The 20,032-nt window shown below is 47.4% G+C and carries 14 protein-coding genes; 4 read left to right on the top strand and 10 right to left on the bottom strand.

Annotated features, from left to right (window positions below; all coding sequences use genetic code 11):
- Positions 1-25 precede the first annotated feature (25 nt).
- The gene (locus MKY24_RS03595; RefSeq protein ID WP_034094974.1) at positions 26-1,072 is read right to left on the bottom strand and encodes a hypothetical protein; all 1,047 of its coding nucleotides are present in this window, start codon (positions 1,070-1,072) and stop codon (positions 26-28) included.
- 173 nt (positions 1,073-1,245) lie between these two features.
- On the opposite strand from MKY24_RS03595, the gene MKY24_RS03590 reads away from it, so the two are divergent.
- Positions 1,246-1,644, top strand: a complete 399-nt coding sequence (locus tag MKY24_RS03590) for a hypothetical protein (RefSeq protein ID WP_034094973.1) — start codon at positions 1,246-1,248, stop codon at positions 1,642-1,644.
- A 407-nt stretch (positions 1,645-2,051) separates the two neighbouring features.
- Here the strand turns inward: MKY24_RS03590 and MKY24_RS03585 are convergent, their stop codons facing one another.
- The 7 genes from MKY24_RS03585 to MKY24_RS03555 form a co-directional block, all read right to left on the bottom strand.
- A complete protein-coding gene (locus MKY24_RS03585; RefSeq protein WP_013308681.1) occupies positions 2,052-2,879 on the bottom strand; it encodes a carbohydrate ABC transporter permease in 828 nt (275 codons plus the stop codon).
- Positions 2,876-3,760, bottom strand: a complete 885-nt coding sequence (locus tag MKY24_RS03580; RefSeq protein ID WP_023986930.1) for a sugar ABC transporter permease — start codon at positions 3,758-3,760, stop codon at positions 2,876-2,878. The genes MKY24_RS03585 and MKY24_RS03580 overlap by 4 nt, the downstream gene beginning before the upstream one ends.
- A gap of 38 nt (positions 3,761-3,798) precedes the next feature.
- A complete protein-coding gene (locus MKY24_RS03575) occupies positions 3,799-5,079 on the bottom strand; it encodes an extracellular solute-binding protein (RefSeq protein ID WP_023986929.1) in 1,281 nt (426 codons plus the stop codon).
- Positions 5,080-5,298: 219 nt separating this feature from the next.
- Positions 5,299-6,366, bottom strand: coding sequence for a response regulator (locus tag MKY24_RS03570; protein WP_339201424.1), 1,068 nt, complete (start codon positions 6,364-6,366; stop codon positions 5,299-5,301).
- Positions 6,363-8,162 carry a histidine kinase gene (locus MKY24_RS03565; protein ID WP_339201423.1) on the bottom strand — a complete coding sequence of 600 codons (1,800 nt, stop codon included), beginning with the start codon at positions 8,160-8,162 and terminating at the stop codon, positions 6,363-6,365. The genes MKY24_RS03570 and MKY24_RS03565 overlap by 4 nt, the downstream gene beginning before the upstream one ends.
- 133 nt (positions 8,163-8,295) lie before the next feature.
- Entirely contained in the window at positions 8,296-10,302 is a 2,007-nt protein-coding gene (locus MKY24_RS03560) for a beta-galactosidase (protein WP_339201422.1), read from the bottom strand.
- Between the two features lie 55 nt (positions 10,303-10,357).
- Positions 10,358-11,752, bottom strand: a complete 1,395-nt coding sequence (locus MKY24_RS03555) for a glycoside-pentoside-hexuronide (GPH):cation symporter (RefSeq protein ID WP_023986925.1) — start codon at positions 11,750-11,752, stop codon at positions 10,358-10,360.
- A gap of 174 nt (positions 11,753-11,926) precedes the next feature.
- Here MKY24_RS03555 and MKY24_RS03550 point away from each other — a divergent pair, with 174 nt between their 5' ends.
- Positions 11,927-12,841, top strand: a complete 915-nt coding sequence (locus MKY24_RS03550) for an AraC family transcriptional regulator (RefSeq protein ID WP_279835511.1) — start codon at positions 11,927-11,929, stop codon at positions 12,839-12,841.
- A 160-nt stretch (positions 12,842-13,001) separates the two neighbouring features.
- Here MKY24_RS03550 and MKY24_RS03545 read toward each other — a convergent pair whose 3' ends face one another.
- Positions 13,002-14,090: a site-2 protease family protein gene (locus MKY24_RS03545; protein WP_316243280.1), complete on the bottom strand. Its 1,089-nt coding sequence runs from the start codon at positions 14,088-14,090 to the stop codon at positions 13,002-13,004.
- Positions 14,091-14,423: 333 nt separating this feature from the next.
- Between MKY24_RS03545 and MKY24_RS03540 the strand changes: the two genes are divergently transcribed.
- Both MKY24_RS03540 and MKY24_RS03535 read left to right on the top strand, forming a co-directional pair.
- Positions 14,424-15,374 (top strand): macrolide 2'-phosphotransferase, encoded by a 951-nt coding sequence (locus MKY24_RS03540; protein WP_279835509.1) that lies wholly within the window; start codon positions 14,424-14,426, stop codon positions 15,372-15,374.
- Positions 15,375-15,540: 166 nt separating this feature from the next.
- Positions 15,541-18,906 carry an SNF2 helicase associated domain-containing protein gene (locus tag MKY24_RS03535; protein ID WP_339201421.1) on the top strand — a complete coding sequence of 1,122 codons (3,366 nt, stop codon included), beginning with the start codon at positions 15,541-15,543 and terminating at the stop codon, positions 18,904-18,906.
- 127 nt (positions 18,907-19,033) lie between these two features.
- Here the strand turns inward: MKY24_RS03535 and MKY24_RS03530 are convergent, their stop codons facing one another.
- Positions 19,034-19,984 (bottom strand): ring-cleaving dioxygenase, encoded by a 951-nt coding sequence (locus MKY24_RS03530; RefSeq protein WP_339201420.1) that lies wholly within the window; start codon positions 19,982-19,984, stop codon positions 19,034-19,036.
- Positions 19,985-20,032: the final 48 nt, after the last annotated feature.

Here is a 20,032-nt window from a genome sequence, read left to right as displayed (position 1 = left end):
GGCAACTTTTCCATCTGGAGGGCGTTTAGCTCCGTCTAATGCGTGTCGTTCTTGGTCTTAAGCGAACCAGTTCCTCACTAGTGAGTTGCCTAGTATAGGAGCGAGGGGAAGATCCTGTATCTACCCTCAGTACTCTGCCTGCCCCGTTGGGGCGGGCTACCCGTGTGTTGAATACCTGCATGGCCCACTGCACCGGAAAGGCTATGGATAAGCGACCATCTGCCGTACCTGCATAGTTGACCGCAGCTGCATAATTATCTGACTGTCTGAGCCATACAGAGCCGGAATCCCCAGGTAGTGATACGGGAGTCGTACCTCTAATAACCGTCTGATCTTCGAAGGTTAGTAAGCCCAACTCTCCACCATAATTGATTTGCAGGTCCGTATAGACGGACTCTACCGTGCCATTGACCCGCCCGGTCGTACGCCCTACCTTCTTCAATCTTTCCCCTATGCGATATGCGGTCACATGACCCGGAATCGCTCCTACTGTAGCATAACGCGGATTGAGCAGGTTGTTGCGGGTCGGAAGCGAAAGCGCCGCATCAATCAGGTTCGTTCCGGTGGGATTCAAGCGTACGTAACGATAAAGCCGTCCTATACGATCCTGGGTAACGGTCCCCCCATCGGCTCCGCCTGGCTGAATTGTAGCCTCCCGATTGTCTGTATTGGAGGGATTGAGGACATGGTTATTGCTAAAAAGATAACGTGTCGCCGGCGCTCCAGTTGGGGCAACGATGAGTCCGGTTGAACCGGAGCCTTCAATCGTCCCGACACTGTAGCCGGCGATGACCGGGCGTATGCGCACTTTGTAGTCCGTGGCATTGGCTCTGATCTTTCCAGTCTTTACAATTCGGACTGGAACGTTCGTTTTCTTTCCTAATGCGGTGGCCGACAGGAGTCCAGTAGAGGCCGACGCTAAACGGTCCGTGTACACAATGACAGCGGCTCCTCTTTTGGGATGAGCAGGGTCCCTGTACCCTACGCCAATGCCGTGGACACCGGACATTTTTAAGACTCGCTTGGCCATCCGCTTTTTCACTTGAAGCGCGGCCGAGAAGGTAGCCAACATAATCATCTCCTTTTACATTCAGATGAAATATTGTATGGCTAAGGCCGCTTCGCGTTCCTTTTGATCATACGATCGCTGTATTGAAAGGCATATGAAAACATTCCAAAAAATGGTATACTCATTTCCGAAATTGACATCTTATCATTTGATTCTGGTGTTCAAGGAGGTACTTTATGTTTTCAATCATGTTGACATATAGCATACAAGCAATTGTAATTTTACTGATTATCTTTGAATTGTTGAGAAAAAACGAAAAGAAAATAGGTTGGGGATCGTTTTCACTGCTGTTATCTCTTCTTGGCATGGCTGTTTCTTTCGAATTTGGCAATTACGTATTGGGAGACCAGTTGCTTTCCTTTTTAGGATTGCCCGCCTGGTCTAACAGTGTTGATAATACTAGGTTTCACTACACCATTTTTCTATCCAGTATTTTTTTTATTCCCAGTTTAATCATTGGATATAAAAATCCTAAAGAGTTTGGAGCTACAATCGGAAAACGGATTTCTAGTATATATCTAACTTTGATCATCATTTCGCTTTTATTTTTTATTTTAAGTATTTTCTCGAAGTAACGTTGGATGTGCGTCGTTCCAAAACAAAAGCCTTCCTCAGCGGAGGGTTTCTGTTTTATCACATTAATTCCGAACAATCCTGGGTGGGTAATTAGATCAAGGAGCTGATATTATCTATAATTCATTTACCTCAATATTTTTTGCTGCGTTAACTGCAATCACCCTCATAACGCTGCCAAAATTAGAAGCTAGGGTGAGTAAGAGAACAATGTTGAAAGTGAGAATTTCCATAATAACAACAGTTCTGCTGATCGGAGTCGTGTTGTATATCATTGACCCTCAGTGGTGGATCATTGTAGCCTTTGCAATTTTGTTTGTAACCCTTCCTATCTTTTTATTGAAACGTTGGCGCGAAAAAAGCTGAATCAGAGAAAAAGCCTTCCTTATTGATAGGAAGGCTTTCCACCTTATCCCTTAACCGCTCCCTCCGCAATGCCCTCCATGATGAATTTCTGAAAGAAGGCGTAGATCAGGATAACCGGGATGGAGGTCAGCACAAGTGCGGCCAGAATAAGCGACCAATCCTTGTTGTACTCACCAAACAGCATATTGGTCGAGAGAATCAGGGTGTAATGGTTTACATCCGTCAGCATTAACAATGGAAGCAAAAAGTCGTTCCAAATCCACAGAAAATCCAAAATCGCGATGGTAACTGTGATCGGCAGCAGCAAAGGAAATATAATGCGAAAGAACGTTTGGAACTCATTACAGCCGTCCATTTGCGCGGATTCTTCTAGCTCACGTGGAATGGATTTGACGAATCCATGATACAAAAAGATCGCCATATTCACACCCAAGCCGATATAGATCAGGGCCAAGCCGTACGTACTGCCCTGAACGGACAAATCTTTTGCCATTCGCGTAAGCGGTATCATAATAGAGTGAAACGGTACCAGCATCGATGCGACAAACAGGAAGAAAATCGCACTGCTCAGTTTCCCCTGTGTACGAGACAGCTTGTAGCCTGCCAGTGCCGAACAGATCACAATGCCACCAATGCCGATAAAAGAAATAATCGTGGAATTAAGGGCGCTGTTCAGCAAATGAGTCTGATGAAAAGCCTGACTGTAATTTTCAAAGTGAAGCTTCGTGGGCAGCGCCGTAAAGGATGCAAACATCTCACCCTGTGTTTTAAACGAGTTAATTACCGCCATGTAGATTGGGAAGAAGGACACGACTGCGCCCACGCACAGAATCAGCGTAATCAACAAGGAATTGGCTTTCTTCAGCCTCATGCCTCCACCTCCCTCTTCTTCATGACACGCAGCTGAATCAGGGTGAAAATGAGAACGATTGCGAACAAAATAACGGATTTGGCGCTCGCATAACCATAACGGAAGTTGTTGGAGAACGCCTCCTCATAAATGTTCATCGTAATCACCTGTGTACTGCGCCCCGGCCCCCCGCCAGTCAGTCCGTATACGACCTCATACACTTTGAAGGCACCATTCAGCGTCAGGAAGAAACAGATCGTAATCGCATGAGTAATCATTGGCATCGTTACGCTTCGCAATGTCTGAAATGCGTTCGCCCCGTCAATAATAGCAGCCTCCTTCAAGCTTTGTGGTACACCTTGAAGCGCAGCCAGATAGATGATCATCATATAACCTACACCATTCCAGAGCGACACGATAATAATTGAGAAGAAAGATACTTTCGGATCGCCCAGCCACGATTGGCCCAAAAAGGCGATAGCCGTCTTTTCGGCGATCTGTGGCAGCACGGAAGAAAAAACGAAGGTCCACATAAATGCGCTAATAATGGTACTGATCATATTGGGCATAAAAAATATCGTCCGGAAAAATCCTTTGGTACGTGTACGCGACTCAATCAACACTGCCAGTGCCAGTGCCAGTACATTTTGCAGCACAATCATGACCAATACGTATTTAAGGGTAAACCAAAGGGAATTGAGAAAATCGGGGTCTTCCTTCAACGATTCCACAAAGTTCCCCAAGCCGATAAAGCTGTAATTAGGATTCAATCCGTTCCAGTCTGTAAAGCTGTAGTACATGCCGCTGATCGTTGGAATGAGCAGGAAGATAGCATAAAAGATCAGCGCCGGGGCTGTAAACGCCAGTAACATGACGTATTTTTTATAGATTTTAAAAGGCATGGAGTCTCTCCCTCCCGGTGTAATTCTGTAGGTTACCGTTACTTGTTCACTTTGTTATACGATTTCCATGCCTTATCCAGCGCCTTAATTACGTCATCCTGCGAGAGCTGACCAGCATAATAGGATTGTAGCGATTTGCCTGCCTCGTCCTTAACCGCTTGCGGGATAGATGGATCTTGGTACGACTTGCCTGCTTTCACGTATTCGGTAGCGTCATTAACCCAAGGATAGCTTTTAAACGTATGCACTTTGGAGATCGGGTTAAATTTCAATGCTTCATAGAACGCGCTAGAATCCTTGTCATCCAGCACATAGTTAACAAAGTCGAGCGCAACCTCCTTATTCTTGCTTGTAGAGGATACAGCCAGCGAAGTCGAAGTGGACAAATTAATCAATGTCGCATTGGAATCGTCATTGATCGGCAGCGGTGCTACCCCAAAATCCATCTTCGGATCCGATTTTAAAATCGTTTCCGCAAACCACGGCCCTTGAATCCACATCGCCGCTTTACCCGAGGCAAACGCAGCCGATCCATCATCCCCGCCGATTTCCAGCGCCTTGTCAGTACCGTTGCTATTCACCAGATCAATAATATCGAACATGCTCTTCATTTCGGAAAAAGAGCCTTTATCCTGATTCATCCGGTCGATAAAATCCTTATTCTGTGTGTTCATCATTGCACCTGCCGTAAGTGGCACAAACAGCTGTGGAATCCAGGATTCCTTGTAGGACAACAGGAACGGTTTCACATTATTCGCTTTCAGCTTCTCGACCACAGCCTTCATTTCGGTCAACGTTCCCGGCGGCTGCAAATCCAAATCCTTAAATATCTTTTTATTGTACAAGTAGCCCCATGAGATCGTTTCCAAGGGAACCGCTACGACCTTTCCGTCTTTGGTTGTCACCGAAGGCTTCACACTATCCATCAATTTGTTAACAAAAGGCTGACCGGACAAATCCTCCAAATAGCCCGCTTTATAAAACGGAGGAATTTCATTCACCGCGTGCAATGCAAATACGTCCGGCGCATCGTTGGATGCGAGTCTTGTCTTCAAAATTTGTGCGGCGTTGTCAGCAGGCGGCATCTCCAGTTGGACCGTAACGTCGATATTTTTATCTTTCTTCTCTTTCGCTACGAACGCATTAATGTATTTATCGTAGTGCTCCTTCAAACGGGGCTGAGCAATAAACATTTTGAGATTCACCGTTTTGCCGTCTCCACCGGAACCGCTGCTGTCACTGCCTGAAGAATTCGCTCCACACCCGGCCAATAACGTGCCAACCAGCATCGTGCTCAATACACCTTTCCACACTTTCATGAAAAATGACCTCCCCTATTTTGAAAATAACTGTTACCCATCGGCAAATCAGCTGTTATTCAAAGCAGCTATGCCGCCGGTCTTCAACCTCTATTCAGCTCTGTGCGAACTTCGTAAAGGCCAAATTCCTTTGTACTGCTTGTTTTGTATACGCTTTCATTATAGGATGGGAGGTCACTTCTGCCATTGGACACCCTTAGCTTATTGAATTGGACTTTTTTAAACTTCCTTCCTCATTTCACCGGGTGCCATGCCAAAATGCTTTTTAAATACCCGATAGAAATAAGACACATCCTCATATCCTGCCATCTCCGCAACTGCTTTAATTGAAATCTGTTTATTGGCCAGCCATTCCCGCGCCTTTTCCATTCTTCGCTCTACGATGTAGTCCGTTACATTTTGACCATACTCCTGCTTAAATACCTTGCTCATATACTCTTTGCTCACAAAAAAGTTTTTCGCCAACTGCTCCAGTGTAATCGGCCCAGCAAAGTGACTGTCGATATATCGCCGTACCTCTTCTAAATTCAGCTTGTTTTTGTATTTCCGCTGCCGAATGAGCTGATCCAGTTCCTGAACATAGCACGACGATACGAATTCCAGCGCATGTTCTACAGAGGACACGGCATCCTGCGGCAGTGGAGATCCTGCCTTTGTCGTAGAATTATCCAGCCCGTTATCCGCTGCGAGCTCTTTCAGCAGGGAAAGAAGCTCCTGCACCAGCCTGCCTAGCATATGTGGACTTGGTGCTCCATAACTCTCCAGCTCCTGCATAACCTGCCTGCAGGTTAAGTTCACCCCGTCACGGTTCATCTCATTAAAATAAAGACGCAGCAGTTGCTTATACCGGGTCAACTTGTGAAAAAACTCATAATCCAGCTCTGTTGCTTCTTGTTGCTGCTCGGCCACCTTGACCTCCAGATCGTTTTTGCATTTGAGTAGCACTGCATTCAGCTCTGCAGGATTGACTGGCTTTAACAAATAATCGACGGCCTTATAACGGATGGCATGTTTGGCATACGCAAAGTCATCATATCCGCTTACGACAATGATTTTCACATCAGGACAATGGTTATTTAGTGCTTGCAGCAGCTCCACTCCGTCCGCACCCGGCATGCGCATATCAGTAATCACAATATGGGGAGCTAACTCTCCGACCAGCCTGAACGCCTCGTCCCCGTCTTCAGCCTCACCCACTACCAACATTCCAAGTTTTTCCCATGTGCCAAATGTCTTCAGAATATCACGGTTCCACGGCTCATCGTCCACAATTAATACTCTGATCATACTTTTCCCTCCTCTGCTGAGGTGAATGGAATGCGGATGGTGACACGTGTACCGACTCCCTGCTCACTATCTGTCGTCACTCCGTAGTGCACTCCAAAATTCATCCGTATGCGTGAAGACACATTGCTCAATCCGATATGGCTACCCTGCGCCCAGATCGGTTCCTCCGAGGCGTTTTCCAGCTTTGCCCGTAGTTTTTCCAGCTTGTCCGGGGCCATGCCGTTTCCATTATCGCAAACCGTAATACACACATCTTGTTTCATAATCTCCACCCGAATCCCTATTTGCCATGCCCCCGCCTTTCGATCAAGACCGTGCTGAAAAGCGTTTTCCAACAATGGCTGAAGCGATAGCTTAGGCAGTCGAATATCCATCGCCTGTTCTTCCGTCTCCACCTGGAACACCAATCTTTGTGGAAATCGCCGTTGCTGGATGCGCATATAGTGTCCCACATGGTCAAGCTCTGCGCGTAAAGAGGCCAAATCCTGAGGTTCCCGTACCACGTAACGGAACATCTCACTCAGCGACCGAATGACTTCATAGGTGTCCTCCGGCTTTTGAGAAAATACCATACTTCCGATCATTTGCAGCGTATTTTGCAGAAAATGTGGATGAATCTGCGCTTGGAGCGCTTTCAATTCAGCCGTCTTTTTTTGCAAATTTATACTGTATTCCGCCTGAATATGCTCGCGAATTCGGCCTGCCATCCCATGCAGACTTCTTTCCAGCAGCCCAATCTCATCCGGGCGTGTACTTGGCTGTCCAATCGGTCCTTTGATCATATCCAGCTCCTGTACGGAACGCGCCAAATGAACAATCGGACGTGCAGTCCGCCATGCGATGAAAACGGCAATGCAGATGGAAACCAGAATTGAAATCACGCCTACGATAATACCATACAGCATGGTTGAAAAGGCACTGTGGTTAATGGAGGAAGTGGGTACGATTTTGACCAGCTTTAGCCCAACTACATCCAGATCATTATAGAACACATAATGTTCAGCAGTTTGAATCACTCCAGGGCCCGGCTTAACGTCACGAAGAGCTGTCAGCACACCTGCAGGTGGAGGCGACTGCCGAGCCTGTGCTGGATACATGACCCTGCCATCCGCATCTGTAATAAGCACCTGATGCTGATCCCCTCGTCCCAGCAGGCCCAGCGTCTGATCGAATTGCGACCACAATACATCCAATGAAATAGCTCCCGTCTGCTTCTGATCTTCGAAACGCCGAATACTGCGCGTCAAAGTAAAGCGATCCGGGTCAGCAGAGCTTGGACGAATCGAATAATCCTTATTCGCTTGCCACATCTCGGCATACTGTGGGGGAATACCGCTCACTGTCGTAATTTCATTTTGCATACTATTGAAGGTAAACAGGGTTTGCGATTGCTTCAAATAAAGCTGGATGCCGATCACATGACTTCCGGCTGAATAATACACATTCGCCATCGTATTCAGCATTTTTCGCTGAGCATTAAATTGGCTCGAAAGATTGTCAGGCTCGCGCTCATTCAAATAATCGCTCAGATCAGGGCTGATCTGAATGCTGTAAATCAGATGATTCAGACGATCTAGCTGGTCGCTGATATAGATCCCCGTCCATTTCATATTGGACATGTTCGTCTCTGCCACTTCAGTTTCCATGGAAGCTCTACTTTTTTCCGCAGCCAGCACCGTGACAGCAATGACCGGCAGCACAGATAGAACAATCATCGTCAAGATCAGCTTAAGCTGAATGCTGCGTCGATACGGGGCCGTCAGCGCCCGGAACCAGCGGACTGCTCGGGTTGGCATAGCGATGCACTCCTCTACTCAGCCATATGCGAAAACGCCCCGCAATTCGCAGGGGCGCTTCATTTACCGGATACTCCCGGAGAATACCTATATGATATTATTCGTAAGTTGGTTTAAGCTCATTATTCATCATTTACGCTTCTTCGATAATTATAACACCCCAAGGCTCTAATGGAAGCGTTTGTCCTTGGATAACTGTACGCCCCCCGATTAACTCCTTGCCGTCTCCATGTGGATATACCACCGAGCCTGCTTGTTCGGAATAGTTAAAATAGTACCGGATTGTCCGTCCCAGCTCATTCGTGCCGGATTTAACAATGATCGGATAAGACGTTTCCTGATCTACTCCCCATACTCCCGCCTTTTTGGCTACAGAGCTGAATAGTTCGCGGATGACCGCCGGGCTGACGATACAGCCGATGTAGGTCGCTGTTCCCTGACCATAGCGGTTTTGCGTAATCGCGGCATATTTTCCCCAATGCGGGTGATCGTAATAGGCCAACACTTCGGCGGTCGTCGGGGTAATCAGCTCCATCCACGTATCTACCTGATTGTCCTCTGGTGCCACCTCAAAAGGATTATTTTTGAGCGTCACCTTCTTCGGCTCCACGAACAAGCTGTAATGAATGCCGCAGGCTTCGCTAATCACGCCCGGCTGCCGGGACGTTCTCACCTGCACATGCTCGTCAGTAAATCCGCTTCGGAATGTGTATACTATATGACCACCTTTCTCCACATATCGGTTCAGCTTCTCCAGTAGTGCGTCTGGGGCAGAATAGAGGACCGGGACGATCAAGAGATCATAGTCGTCAAACGATTCTGTACCTGGATGAACAATATCCGTCCCGATATTCAGTTTATACAACTCGTCATACAAACGGCGTACGATGTCATTGTAATTCAACGGGCTGCTCATATTAAATTTAAACCAGTCAATCGACGTCAATGCTTCGTTGCTGACCAGAATCGCCGTTTTATTTTTCTTTTTCAAGTTGACCAAATGCGGAGACAATCTTGCAAAATCCTTCCCTATGGTCTGTGCTTCCTCATACACAGGATTCGGTTCAAAATCATGGCTGAGCAGACCCTTCCAGTAGGTTTCGAAGGAATTATGGATGGAATGCCAGTGCCAGTATGCCACCATATTGGCTCCAGAAGCCAGATGGCTGAACGCTTGCAGACGCAATTGCCCCGGATAGGGAACCCAGTGGGTAAAAGCCTGCGCTTCCGTTTCCAGCACTAGATAGTTGTTATTTTTCGTCGAACGCGCTACATCGCCACCGAAGGAAATTTCAATTCCGGTCAGATCATCCTGTGATGGATGGTAAATATCCACCCCAGTCACATCAAAGGCTTGCGATGCCGCAAAGTGATCCACGTCTGGCTGAACACCAAAGGAATGACCTCTCCATTCAAAATCAAAGTTTTGCGTAACAAATTGGTCTTCCCGCTTATATTCATTCACCAGCGCGACCTGCCATGCCAGGAAATCCGTCACCAGCTTGCGCTGGAATTGGGAAAAGGCTGCGCCCAAACTTCCATTAATCGTTCCGACCACCGAAGGAAAGTCCTCCCAGCTATTGATGCGATTACTCCAGTAGTCCAGACCAAATTTGCGGTTTAGCTCCTCCAGCGATTCGAACCGCTCCCGCAAATACTTTACAAATTGCAATTGCACATTGGGCCCACTCGTGTGGTAATGCTTGGTCTCATTATCCGTCTGAAAGCCAATGACCGCCGGATGCTGACTCACCCGTCCGATCAGCTTGCGTATGATTCGCTCAGTATGGAACAGGTACACCGGGTTCGTAATGTCCATAATCTGGCGAGCTCCATATTTGCCCGGACCTTGAGGCGTTGTTGCCAATACATCAGGATGCTCCTTCACTAGCCATGTGGGTACGGCATAGGTGGGCGTCCCCACAATGACTTCGATACCCGCCTTATGCATGGCGTCCAGCACCCGATCCACAGAGGTAAAATCAAACACGCCATTTTGCGGTTCATGCGTACTCCAAGTGGATTCGGCAATCCGCACCACGTTGATGCCCGCATCCTTCATCATTTGGATATCCTGGCCCAAACGGTCATATGGCATATACTCATCATAATAGGCAACACCGTACAGTAGCTTTTTCATCAAGTCGTCCTCCAATTAGGTTCGTTAGGGTATGTGGAGCTATATAAGGTTATTTTCAAACACCGTGGCTGTTATGCGGTTTTTTCAGGGATGGAACGGATATCGTCTTGTCGGCTACACCCTGCTTCGCAGAATCTGCCTGTTGTAGATTTTTTTTCGCACTTGCCAGCCAGCCCTCTACGTCTTTTTCTTTAATCTTGTACAGCCATGCAAACAGACCTGCCGTAATTAAGGCCCCCACTCCAGGTACTACTGCATAGAGCGCGAATATCCATGTGAGAACCTGTCCGGTCTGCGGTACATTCGGGACATAGCCTGCAAAGGCAAGCGCATAAGCGACGATTCCACTGGCTGCCGCTCCCCCCAGTTTTCCTGCAAACGTTTGGGTAGCAAAAGCGGTACCACTGGCACGTACGCCTTTTTTGAATGCGCCATATTCCACACAATCGGCCGTAAACATCGGTACCATGAGCTGTGGTGCAGAGCTGAACAAACCGAAAAGAACCGCGAATACACATACGACAACGGGGTTACTGTAACCGATTACAAATAAGGACAAGCCCGTAGTAAACAATCCAATCAAGCTGACGACATTCACTTTCCACTTGCCGAATCTTTTAATAATTGGTGGTAAAATCAACGCGGTGAGCAGCTGCACACCCAAGGAAATGAACATGAGAATGGAAATATAAATAGGATTTTTCAGGTTGTATAAGGCAAAGTAACTGACGACAATCCCTTGCAGATTGGTCATAGACAGCATCATAAACGACATCAGGTAAAATAAAAGCTGCTTGTTTTGCAATGGATACGTCATAATTTGCTTGAGCGTAACCTTCTCCGCCTTGTTGGAATACCGTTCTTTGACATTAAAGCGAGTAAAGTTCATGAGTATCAAACCCGCTATGGCAACAATCAGTGCCAAAATTGGCCATGATATCTGATTGGCCACAGCTACCGAAGATGAGGAGATGACCATAAAACCCAAGAAGACCATCGTCCGGCCTCTGGACATTAACAGATCACGTTCATGCGTATTTTTCGTCATCAGTGTAGCCAACCCAAAGCCAGGCGCATCACTGATCGTATAACACATTTCCCATGCCAGATACGTAACGGCGATATAAATCACCTTGGCGGTAAGCGACGCATCATTAGGAACGAGAAAAATAAGTACAGTAAGTATCGGCAAAATGATGGAAGCCAGATTCGTCCACGGTTTGAACAAGCCGCCCTTTAGATTGGCCCGGTCAATGATCACGCCGAAGATCGGAGCACTAAGTGCATCCCATATACGGGCTAGTACGAATAAAGTACCGATAATAGAAACAGATATGCCAACATAATCCGTATAAAATAGCATCGCAAAAGAGGCGACCAGACAGAGAATTGCGTTGCTCCCCAAAAAGTAAACGTAATACGATACACGTTCTTTCGATGTTGTTTCCATAGCTCCTCCTGATTACAATATGGCATCGCTTTCAAAAAATCTACATATAAGCGCTTTCTTTTATGTAAAAGCTTATACTATAGCATTTGTAAACGCTCTTTTATTATAGTTAAATGTTAGATACAATGAGATTGTCTAAGCGGTGTAAAATTTGCCCTAATCGAAGGTGATCTGATGATATTAAATCCTGATGTTGATCCAGCTCTATTCCATGATTGCCGATGGCTGCCCATTATTGACTGGAATGTGAAATTTTTTGGCGCCCATATTCACCGGGTCAAAGCGGATTGGTGCATGCCTGAGGAATCTCATATCGGTTTTGAAATTGTACTCATTTTAGAAGGTCGTCAGGAAACGATTATGGAAAATAACGTATATTCGGTTGGGGAGGGTGATATTTTAATCATTCCGCCTGGCTTCAAACATGTGAGTCAGTGTGTTTCCCCAAACGGCATGTACTATTTTAGCTCTCATTTTAATGTCGATGATCCATTGTTCCGTCAGGAAATGATTAAGAGCAATCAGCTCTTTTTCCCAGCGGGTACTGAAACGAATACCAAGCTGCAAAAGGTCGTCCATAGCTGGATTGGCATGGTGCAGGAAAGCGGAGAATATACGACAGCAGACCGTTTTCGTATGCAAATTGCCTTATTTGAGCTATTCGGGATATTCTCGCAAATGATATCTACCGGTTTGGAGCCCAGAATTGCGCCTTCATCCGTTCAATATGCCAAGGCCATCATGGAAGCCATTCAATCAAGGTTTAAACCTTATCGGGAAGATGAATCTGGCGAGCAAGCGTTCCGCCTTGAAGATGTGGCGGCTTCCCTCGGGATCAGTCCTGGCTATGCCCAGGAAGTGTTCCGCAAGGTATACGGCTATTCTCCACGTCACTATCTATCGGAGACCAAGCTGCATGAGGCTAAGGTGCTGATCCAGCAGCCCAATCTGCCACTCAACAAGGTAGCTTCCCTGCTCGGATACTCCAGTCTGGCTCATTTCAGCAGACAGTTCAAGCGCTGGACAGGCACCAGCCCACTTAAATACCGTCAGACGTTAAAGCCGATTACTGATGCACAAAGGATTTAAGATATAAGGACGGATAGCAAGGGCTCCACCCTGCTATTCATACAAAAAAAAGAGCGTGACACCGAATATTGCGGTTGTCGCGCTCTTTTGACTCTATTTTCTATAAGCTCTACCGTTGCCTTAATGATCTAAAATCTTGACTAAGCTCTCATTACTCGAATCACAGCCTAATATCCCCTATATGCTGGTGCACCACATACATCATCCCCATCAGAAATACGGCCAAAGCCAAGTAACCGATGCCGAATTTCCAGCGCGATGATGCGGGTACTTCGTAATATTTATCATTTTCAAACGGAATGTAATCAATCCCACACAGCAATCTGAGCTGGTACGCATCCGGCGTCGGTATATGTTCCACACCGTTCAGCCATACATGCTGGACAAGACACTGCTGTGGCAGCAGAAGCGTCTGTTCCACATCCAGACTTTCCATATACACCGTCAAATACTGTTGCCCCTCCAAATCCGAGTAGGTATTAAAAGATAATCTGCGCGTGTGCTCCGGTCCGGGCAGCGGATATCCTTGCTCATACAGATGCTGTACGTTCACCAGCGGCTTTTGCAAAAAGGATTGGACCTTAACCTCCTCTTTATTGCGTTTAACATATTTTTTGTACAAATCGTAGGCAAAGAACGCCCATATCAAGAAAAATAAAAAGGATTTTAAATATACTACGACTACAATTCCACCCAATAGGCCCACCAGCCACAGCCAACGCGTCACTGCCGTGGAAATCCGTCCTCCGTCGAGCGGATGAATCGGCAGCAGGTTGATCAGGTTCAGGAAAAAGCCGACATACGAGAGCGCATACAACAGGGGACTGTCTGTTGCATAGGCTCCTGCGTATACCGCCATAGCCCCAACCGTCCCCAGTAACGGGCCGCCCATGGCTACATAAGCCTCTGTCTGCGCATCCAAAGGTTGCCGTTTCATTGTGATCAGCGCGCCGAGAAAAGGAATAAATAACGGTGCTGACACGGGAAGCCCCTTGCGCTTGGCGGCCAATACATGTCCCAGCTCATGCACAAACAACAGCAACACGAATCCGACCGCAAATCCCCACGGGTAAATGATCGCATATGTGCCAATCGTTATCGCCATAGATATCAGCGCACCGCCAAATTTACTGAATTTTAAAAGGGCAAGTAACGACTTACCTTTCAGAAGAAGCAATGCTGCTGCACTACCAAGGTACCATTTGGATGAGCCGGATTTGGAATCGTTCTTTTTCTCTTCATTTTGCAAAAGTATCCGCCTCCTTTCTTTAACACTTCCATTGTATCTTGCTATGTGCAGCTTGTAAAAACTTCTCTAACCCACAGATAAGCGAACTGGGGTAGCCATTTATATTATTCTTCGTATTGTAGACATCCTCCAATGTAGGATGTTATATTGGTGCTGGGTTAGATGCCCTATTTTGTAAAGGAGGTTTGCTCTTTCATGTGTACTCACTACATGCGTCTCAGATAAAAGGATAGGCTTTTCAATGAAGCTCAACCCGTTTTTTTATATGGAAGGTTGAGGCTTGTTTAAGTTACCTTTTTTTAAACTAAATCTGAACAATGAGGTGTGTTTCATATGACTGAAAAGCGTTCCTTGACTAACTCAAAAGACGTTAGTGATATATTGGCCCTTGCCAAAAGCAACGGGCTTCACATACTACATGAAGGATTAGAGCTCAACGAGTCCGGGCTAGATTTCCGGGCACTATTCGCCAAAGACATTCAGGGTACCCCTTGGGTTCTACGTACACCGCGACGAACAGATGTGGTCCAATCAGCCGCTTACGAGCACAAAGTGCTTCAGTTGATTCGGGATACTCTTCCTGTAGCGGTACCGGATTGGCAAGTGTATAGTCCAGAGTTCATCGCCTACCCTCAACTGGAGGGCACTCCTGCCGCTACCATTGATATGGAAACAAAAAGCTACGTATGGTTCATCAATCCTGAGGCTCTGACGGAAAGATTCGTTGCTTCGCTCGCTAAAGCCCTAGCCGCGTTGCACCGGACGGATCACCAACAGGCAGCAAATTTCGGTGTCCGCGTAAAGCAGCACGACGAAGTTCGGCAATTGATGGACCAGCGGATGAAGGAAATAAGGAGCGTCTTTGGTGTATCTGGCGAGCTATGGCAACGATGGCAAACCTGGCTGGCAGACGATAGCTACTGGCCGGAATATTCCGTACTTGTACACGGTGATTTGCACCCAGGCCATATTTTAGTCTCTTCGAATACAGAGGTTACTGGAATGCTGGACTGGACCGAGGCCGAAGTAGCTGATCCGGCGATTGATTTTACGAGTTACTATACTTTGTTCGGAGAAGTAGAGCTTACTCGTTTATTGAAGCTTTACGAGGCAGCAGGCGGACGTGTATGGCCGCGTATGATCGAACATATCGTTGAACTGACCGCGGCTTACCCTGTGCTTATCGCCGAATTCGCCCTCAAATCCGGACTAGATGAATATATGGAGATGGCACGTAACGCGCTGGGTGTCCATGAGCAAGAAGAAGGACTGCCCGACATATAATATAGCTGTAGCCACCTGGCAGGCTTTGGTTCAATGACGGACCAAGGCCTGTTTTTTTCTGCTCTCCTTTTTTTGTAAAGTTACGTTTCGCGCCCAAGTGTCCATCCTCCTGTCTGTTCTGTTATCATGTAAGAAAACGGAATAACTCAGGAAAGGATTACGAATCATGAGTTTTGAACTTACCCGGCGAGCCATCAGACAACTATGCAGTCAAGCTGCTTATGACGACGGGGATGCCTATTACCGGGCCAAAAGAGTGGCCTTTACACAAATAGATCATGATGAAGGGGTATACGAAGCTACGGTCAAAGGAAGCAGCTTTTATGCTGTTGCGGCGATGATCCGATCCAATGGAAGAATCCGAGCAGAGTGCACCTGTAGCACATTTCAGAACACCGGACGATATTGCAAACATATCGCTGCTGTTCTCCTTAACGCCCATGATATACGCCGTGGAAAAAGTCTGTCTGTGCGCTCCTATGCCTCCAGACTTCATCCCGGTACCGCCCCAGATACAGCAGGAAGCATGGATTCAGACGGCATGTACACATCTACAGATGCTCCATATGATCACACTGCTAGAGCGGCACGATCCTCTGACATCACACAAGGGGATCTCCAGCTGACCGACAGTATGTTAAAACTATTTGACCGCAAGCGACCGCTTCGCAGCACGCCTACCCTGCTGGATACTCGTGCGGTCTTGGATTTTCAGTTTGTCATCCGGCCTTTTGCCTACGGTTACCAAAAATATATGTTTGGTGTAGAAATGAAGGCTGGCCCCAAACGATTATATATCGTCCAGAAAATTCGTCCGTTTCTGGATAGTATTGACCGTGGGGATAGCTACATGTTCACGAAAAGCTTCTCGTACGAGCCTGAGTTGTACCGCTTCCGACCTGAACATGACGCTATTCTCCAGCAATTATCCCAGGTATGCCACCATGAGCGTATGATTCGGGAAACTTCAGGCACGTATTCATCTTCCAGTAGTCATATGAGCGGCGAGCGAATGCTCCTCATTCCGCCTGCGGCTTGGGAAAAGCTGCTCCCCTTGCTGACAACAGCACAGGGCGTCTACTTTGAAATTCACGAAAACATGAGCGAGGGTATTCCCCAATCCGACCTGATGCTTCCACTGCAATTTGAATTTGATGAGGCCGGGGCCGTAACCGAAGGCTACCAGCTAAGCATACAAGGATTGGATGACTTGACCATCATGGAGGACTATGGTGTCGTCATTGCCGATGGCAAGCTTGTCAAACAGAAGGCCGATCCCTTACGGCGTTTGTCCGAGCTAAAACGGATGGTAGAGGTACACCACAGGCGAAAAGTTCTGATTGCGCCAGAGCAGATGGAATCTTTTATGGACAAGGTTGTACCCGGGTTAATGAAGCTCGGACGTGTTCATATGACTCGGTCCGTCTCAGATCGGGTCACACAGCAGCCATTGAAGGCAAAGCTATATCTGGACCGGGTAAGAGACAAGCTACTGGCAGGGCTGGAGTTCCAATATGGGGATATCATCATCAACCCGCTGGAAACAGATGCACGAACTCCTGGTAACGACCGAATTCTGATACGTGATGGGGAACAGGAGCAGCGTATTTTGGAACTGATGGAGCATAGCTCCTTTGCCAGAACAGACAGCGGATATTTTATGGAAGATGAAGATGCAGAGTATGATTTTTTGTACCATACTGTTCCTCAACTGGAAAAGCTGCTGGACGTCTATGCTACAGGTGCAGTCAAAGCGAAAATAAACAATACTCTGCCTACCCCAAGGATACGGGCGGAATGGGATGAACGTACGGATTGGCTTGAATTTAAATTTGATATGGAGGGCATTCCGGAACCAGAAATTCGCAAACTGCTCAAATCGTTAGAGGAAAAACAGAGATATCACCGTCTGCCTAATGGTGCCTTGCTGCCGCTGGAAACAGAGGAGTACAAGGAATTGATTCGGTTCATGAATGAAACAGGTATCCGTAAAAGTGATCTGGATGCAGCGCAAATTCGTGTTCCCGTCACACAAGGACTGTATTTAATTGATCCTCACGATCATGGGAAAAACCTGACTTTGGGTAAAACCTTTCGCCAGCTGCTGGAAAATATACGTAACCCAGACCATCTCGACTTTCCAGTTCCAGACGTGCTTGCTCCAATCTTGAGAGATTATCAGGTTTACGGCTTTCAATGGCTTAAGACATTGGCGCATTACCGTTTTGGGGGCATTTTGGCAGATGATATGGGGCTGGGTAAAACGCTGCAAAGTATCGCCTTTCTCGTCTCAGTATTGCCGGAGATTCGCAGCCAGCAGCTTCCAGCCATGATCGTGTCCCCTGCATCACTGGTGTACAACTGGCGGAATGAGCTGGAGAAATTTGCTCCACACGTCCGCATCACTATCGCAGATGGCAGCCCGGAAGAACGCGGCCGGATCATACGGGATGCCGCCAGTTATGACGTCGTCATTACGTCCTACCCGCTGCTACGGCGCGATGCAGATGTGTACAGCAAACCATCGTTTCATACGCTCATACTGGACGAGGCGCAGGCTTTCAAGAACCATGCCACCCAGACAGCACAAGCTGTTAAGGATGTAAAAGCCCGTTACCGTTTTGCCCTGACAGGAACGCCTATAGAAAATACATTGGAAGAGTTATGGTCCATATTCGACGTTGTATTTCCTGCGCTATTTCCCGGTGGGAAAAGAGTGTTTCACAACCTGCCTCGAAATGTGATTGCCAAGCGGGTTCGTCCGTTTCTGTTGCGCCGTCTTAAGAGCGATGTCCTCAAGGAGCTGCCGGAGAAAATCGAATCCGTGCAGGTATCCCGGCTTCTGCCAGATCAAAAAAAGTTGTATACAGCCTATCTGGCCAAGCTCCAGCATGAAACGTTGAAGCATCTCAACGAGGAAGGATTTCAGAAAAATCGAATCAAAATTCTCGCAGGTCTGACCCGACTTCGTCAGCTCTGCTGTCATCCGGGCTTGTTCATCGAAGGGTATACGGGAAGCTCCGCCAAATTTGAACAGCTGTTGGAGATCATTACGGAATGTCTCAGCTCCGGGAAACGGATGCTCATTTTTTCACAGTTCACTACGATGCTTCAAATGATCGGACGCGAGCTTGCTCGAGAAGGGGTGTCCTACTTTTACCTGGATGGGCAGACTCCCGCTCCGGAACGAGTCGAGCTGTGCAGTCGCTTCAACGATGGAGAACGCGAGCTGTTCCTGATTTCCCTAAAGGCAGGAGGCACTGGCCTGAACCTCACCGGCGCAGATACAGTCATTCTGTATGACCTATGGTGGAATCCCGCTGTAGAGGAGCAGGCTACCAACCGCGCACACCGAATGGGTCAGAAAAAAGTCGTACAGGTTATTCGTCTCGTCGCCCAAGGCACGGTAGAGGATAAAATGTATGAGCTGCAACAAAAAAAGAAAAACATGATCGACCAGGTCATTCAACCGGGGCAAGAAACCCTTTCGGCACTGACCGAGCTGGAGATTCGTGAACTGCTCATGATCTAGCCAACTCTTCCACGCTTATTTATACGTTAGATGACAATTCCACATGCAAAAAAAGGTCCAATCACGGTAGAAATCTTCCCGCATTGGACCTTTTTGCTTCTAAATATGATTGTTTGGATCGAGCAGATTAATCCTGTTTTAATACTCTAGGTTCAATGGGAACCAGGTTAGACTCAATCTGGGTGCGCTGAGGCTCATACCATTCAGGCAGCATCAGCTTGTGCCCTAACTCATTCAATTCCTCATCCACGGTAAATCCGGGTGGATCGGTTGCGATCTCGAATAAAATACCGCCCCGCTCGCGGAAGTATACGGCATTAAAGTATTGGCGATCTACAATACCACTGGTCCCAAAACCATGCTGATGAACCCATTCGTTCCACGCCTGATGCTCCGTATCGTCCTGCGCGCGCCAGGCAATATGGTGAACCGTACCGGCGCCGCCATTCCCCCACGGGACATCTTTGACCGGAATGTCGATCAGGTTGCCCAAATCACCTGTCGCCTGATAGCGGATGTAGCCTGCATTTGCGTCTTCTCCGATGGGAGTCATCCCCAGGACGTTCTCCAACACCTCTTGCGTATGCTTGGAATCCGCACTGTACAGTACCGCCCCGCCAAAGCCCTTGATAGCTTTATCCGTAGGCACGCCGCCAGCTGTCCACGTGTTCACCGGGCCATCTTCCCGCTCCACCAGCTCCAGATGCAAGCCCTTGTTGTCTCGGAACTGGATGAATGACTCGCCAAAACGAGTGGCCTTCGTGAAAGACACCTTCAAGCTGTGCAGACGGTTTTCCCAGTATTCCAAAGCACCGGACGGCACGACATACGTCGTAATCCCGACCTGTCCACCTCCAATCTTACCCTTGCGTGTACCCGGAGCTGGAAAAAAGGTAATGATCGTTCCCGGGCTGCCCTCTTCATTACCAAAGTACAAATGGTATACTTCTGGAGCATCAAAGTTGATCGTCTTTTTAATCAATCGCAGACCAAGTACGCCTGCGTAAAAATCAACGTTGCCCTGCGGGTCTCCTGCAAAGGACGTGATATGGTGAATTCCAGCGGTTTTCAATGACATCTTTATCACTCCTTCATTAACATGATGATTTATTTACACAAATGATTT

The sequence above is a fragment of the Paenibacillus sp. FSL P2-0322 genome (assembly GCF_037975315.1).
In the GTDB taxonomy this organism is placed as follows: Bacteria; Bacillota; Bacilli; order Paenibacillales; family Paenibacillaceae; genus Paenibacillus; species Paenibacillus polymyxa_B.
The sequence above is the reverse complement of the archived record's forward strand: the minus strand, read 5'-3'. Positions and strand labels throughout refer to the sequence as shown.

Coding starts and splice junctions, on each gene's coding strand:
- MKY24_RS03555 (WP_023986925.1), bottom strand. CDS start 11,752: ATGGAAACAACATCGAAAGAACGTGTATCGTATTACGTTTACTTTTTG.
- MKY24_RS03575 (WP_023986929.1), bottom strand. CDS start 5,079: ATGAAAGTGTGGAAAGGTGTATTGAGCACGATGCTGGTTGGCACGTTA.
- MKY24_RS03580 (WP_023986930.1), bottom strand. CDS start 3,760: ATGCCTTTTAAAATCTATAAAAAATACGTCATGTTACTGGCGTTTACA.
- MKY24_RS03530 (WP_339201420.1), bottom strand. CDS start 19,984: ATGTCATTGAAAACCGCTGGAATTCACCATATCACGTCCTTTGCAGGA.
- MKY24_RS03535 (WP_339201421.1), top strand. CDS start 15,541: ATGAGTTTTGAACTTACCCGGCGAGCCATCAGACAACTATGCAGTCAA.
- MKY24_RS03560 (WP_339201422.1), bottom strand. CDS start 10,302: ATGAAAAAGCTACTGTACGGTGTTGCCTATTATGATGAGTATATGCCA.
- MKY24_RS03570 (WP_339201424.1), bottom strand. CDS start 6,366: ATGATCAGAGTATTAATTGTGGACGATGAGCCGTGGAACCGTGATATT.
- MKY24_RS03540 (WP_279835509.1), top strand. CDS start 14,424: ATGACTGAAAAGCGTTCCTTGACTAACTCAAAAGACGTTAGTGATATA.
- MKY24_RS03595 (WP_034094974.1), bottom strand. CDS start 1,072: ATGTTGGCTACCTTCTCGGCCGCGCTTCAAGTGAAAAAGCGGATGGCC.
- MKY24_RS03585 (WP_013308681.1), bottom strand. CDS start 2,879: ATGAGGCTGAAGAAAGCCAATTCCTTGTTGATTACGCTGATTCTGTGC.
- MKY24_RS03565 (WP_339201423.1), bottom strand. CDS start 8,162: ATGCCAACCCGAGCAGTCCGCTGGTTCCGGGCGCTGACGGCCCCGTAT.
- MKY24_RS03590 (WP_034094973.1), top strand. CDS start 1,246: ATGTTTTCAATCATGTTGACATATAGCATACAAGCAATTGTAATTTTA.
- MKY24_RS03550 (WP_279835511.1), top strand. CDS start 11,927: ATGATATTAAATCCTGATGTTGATCCAGCTCTATTCCATGATTGCCGA.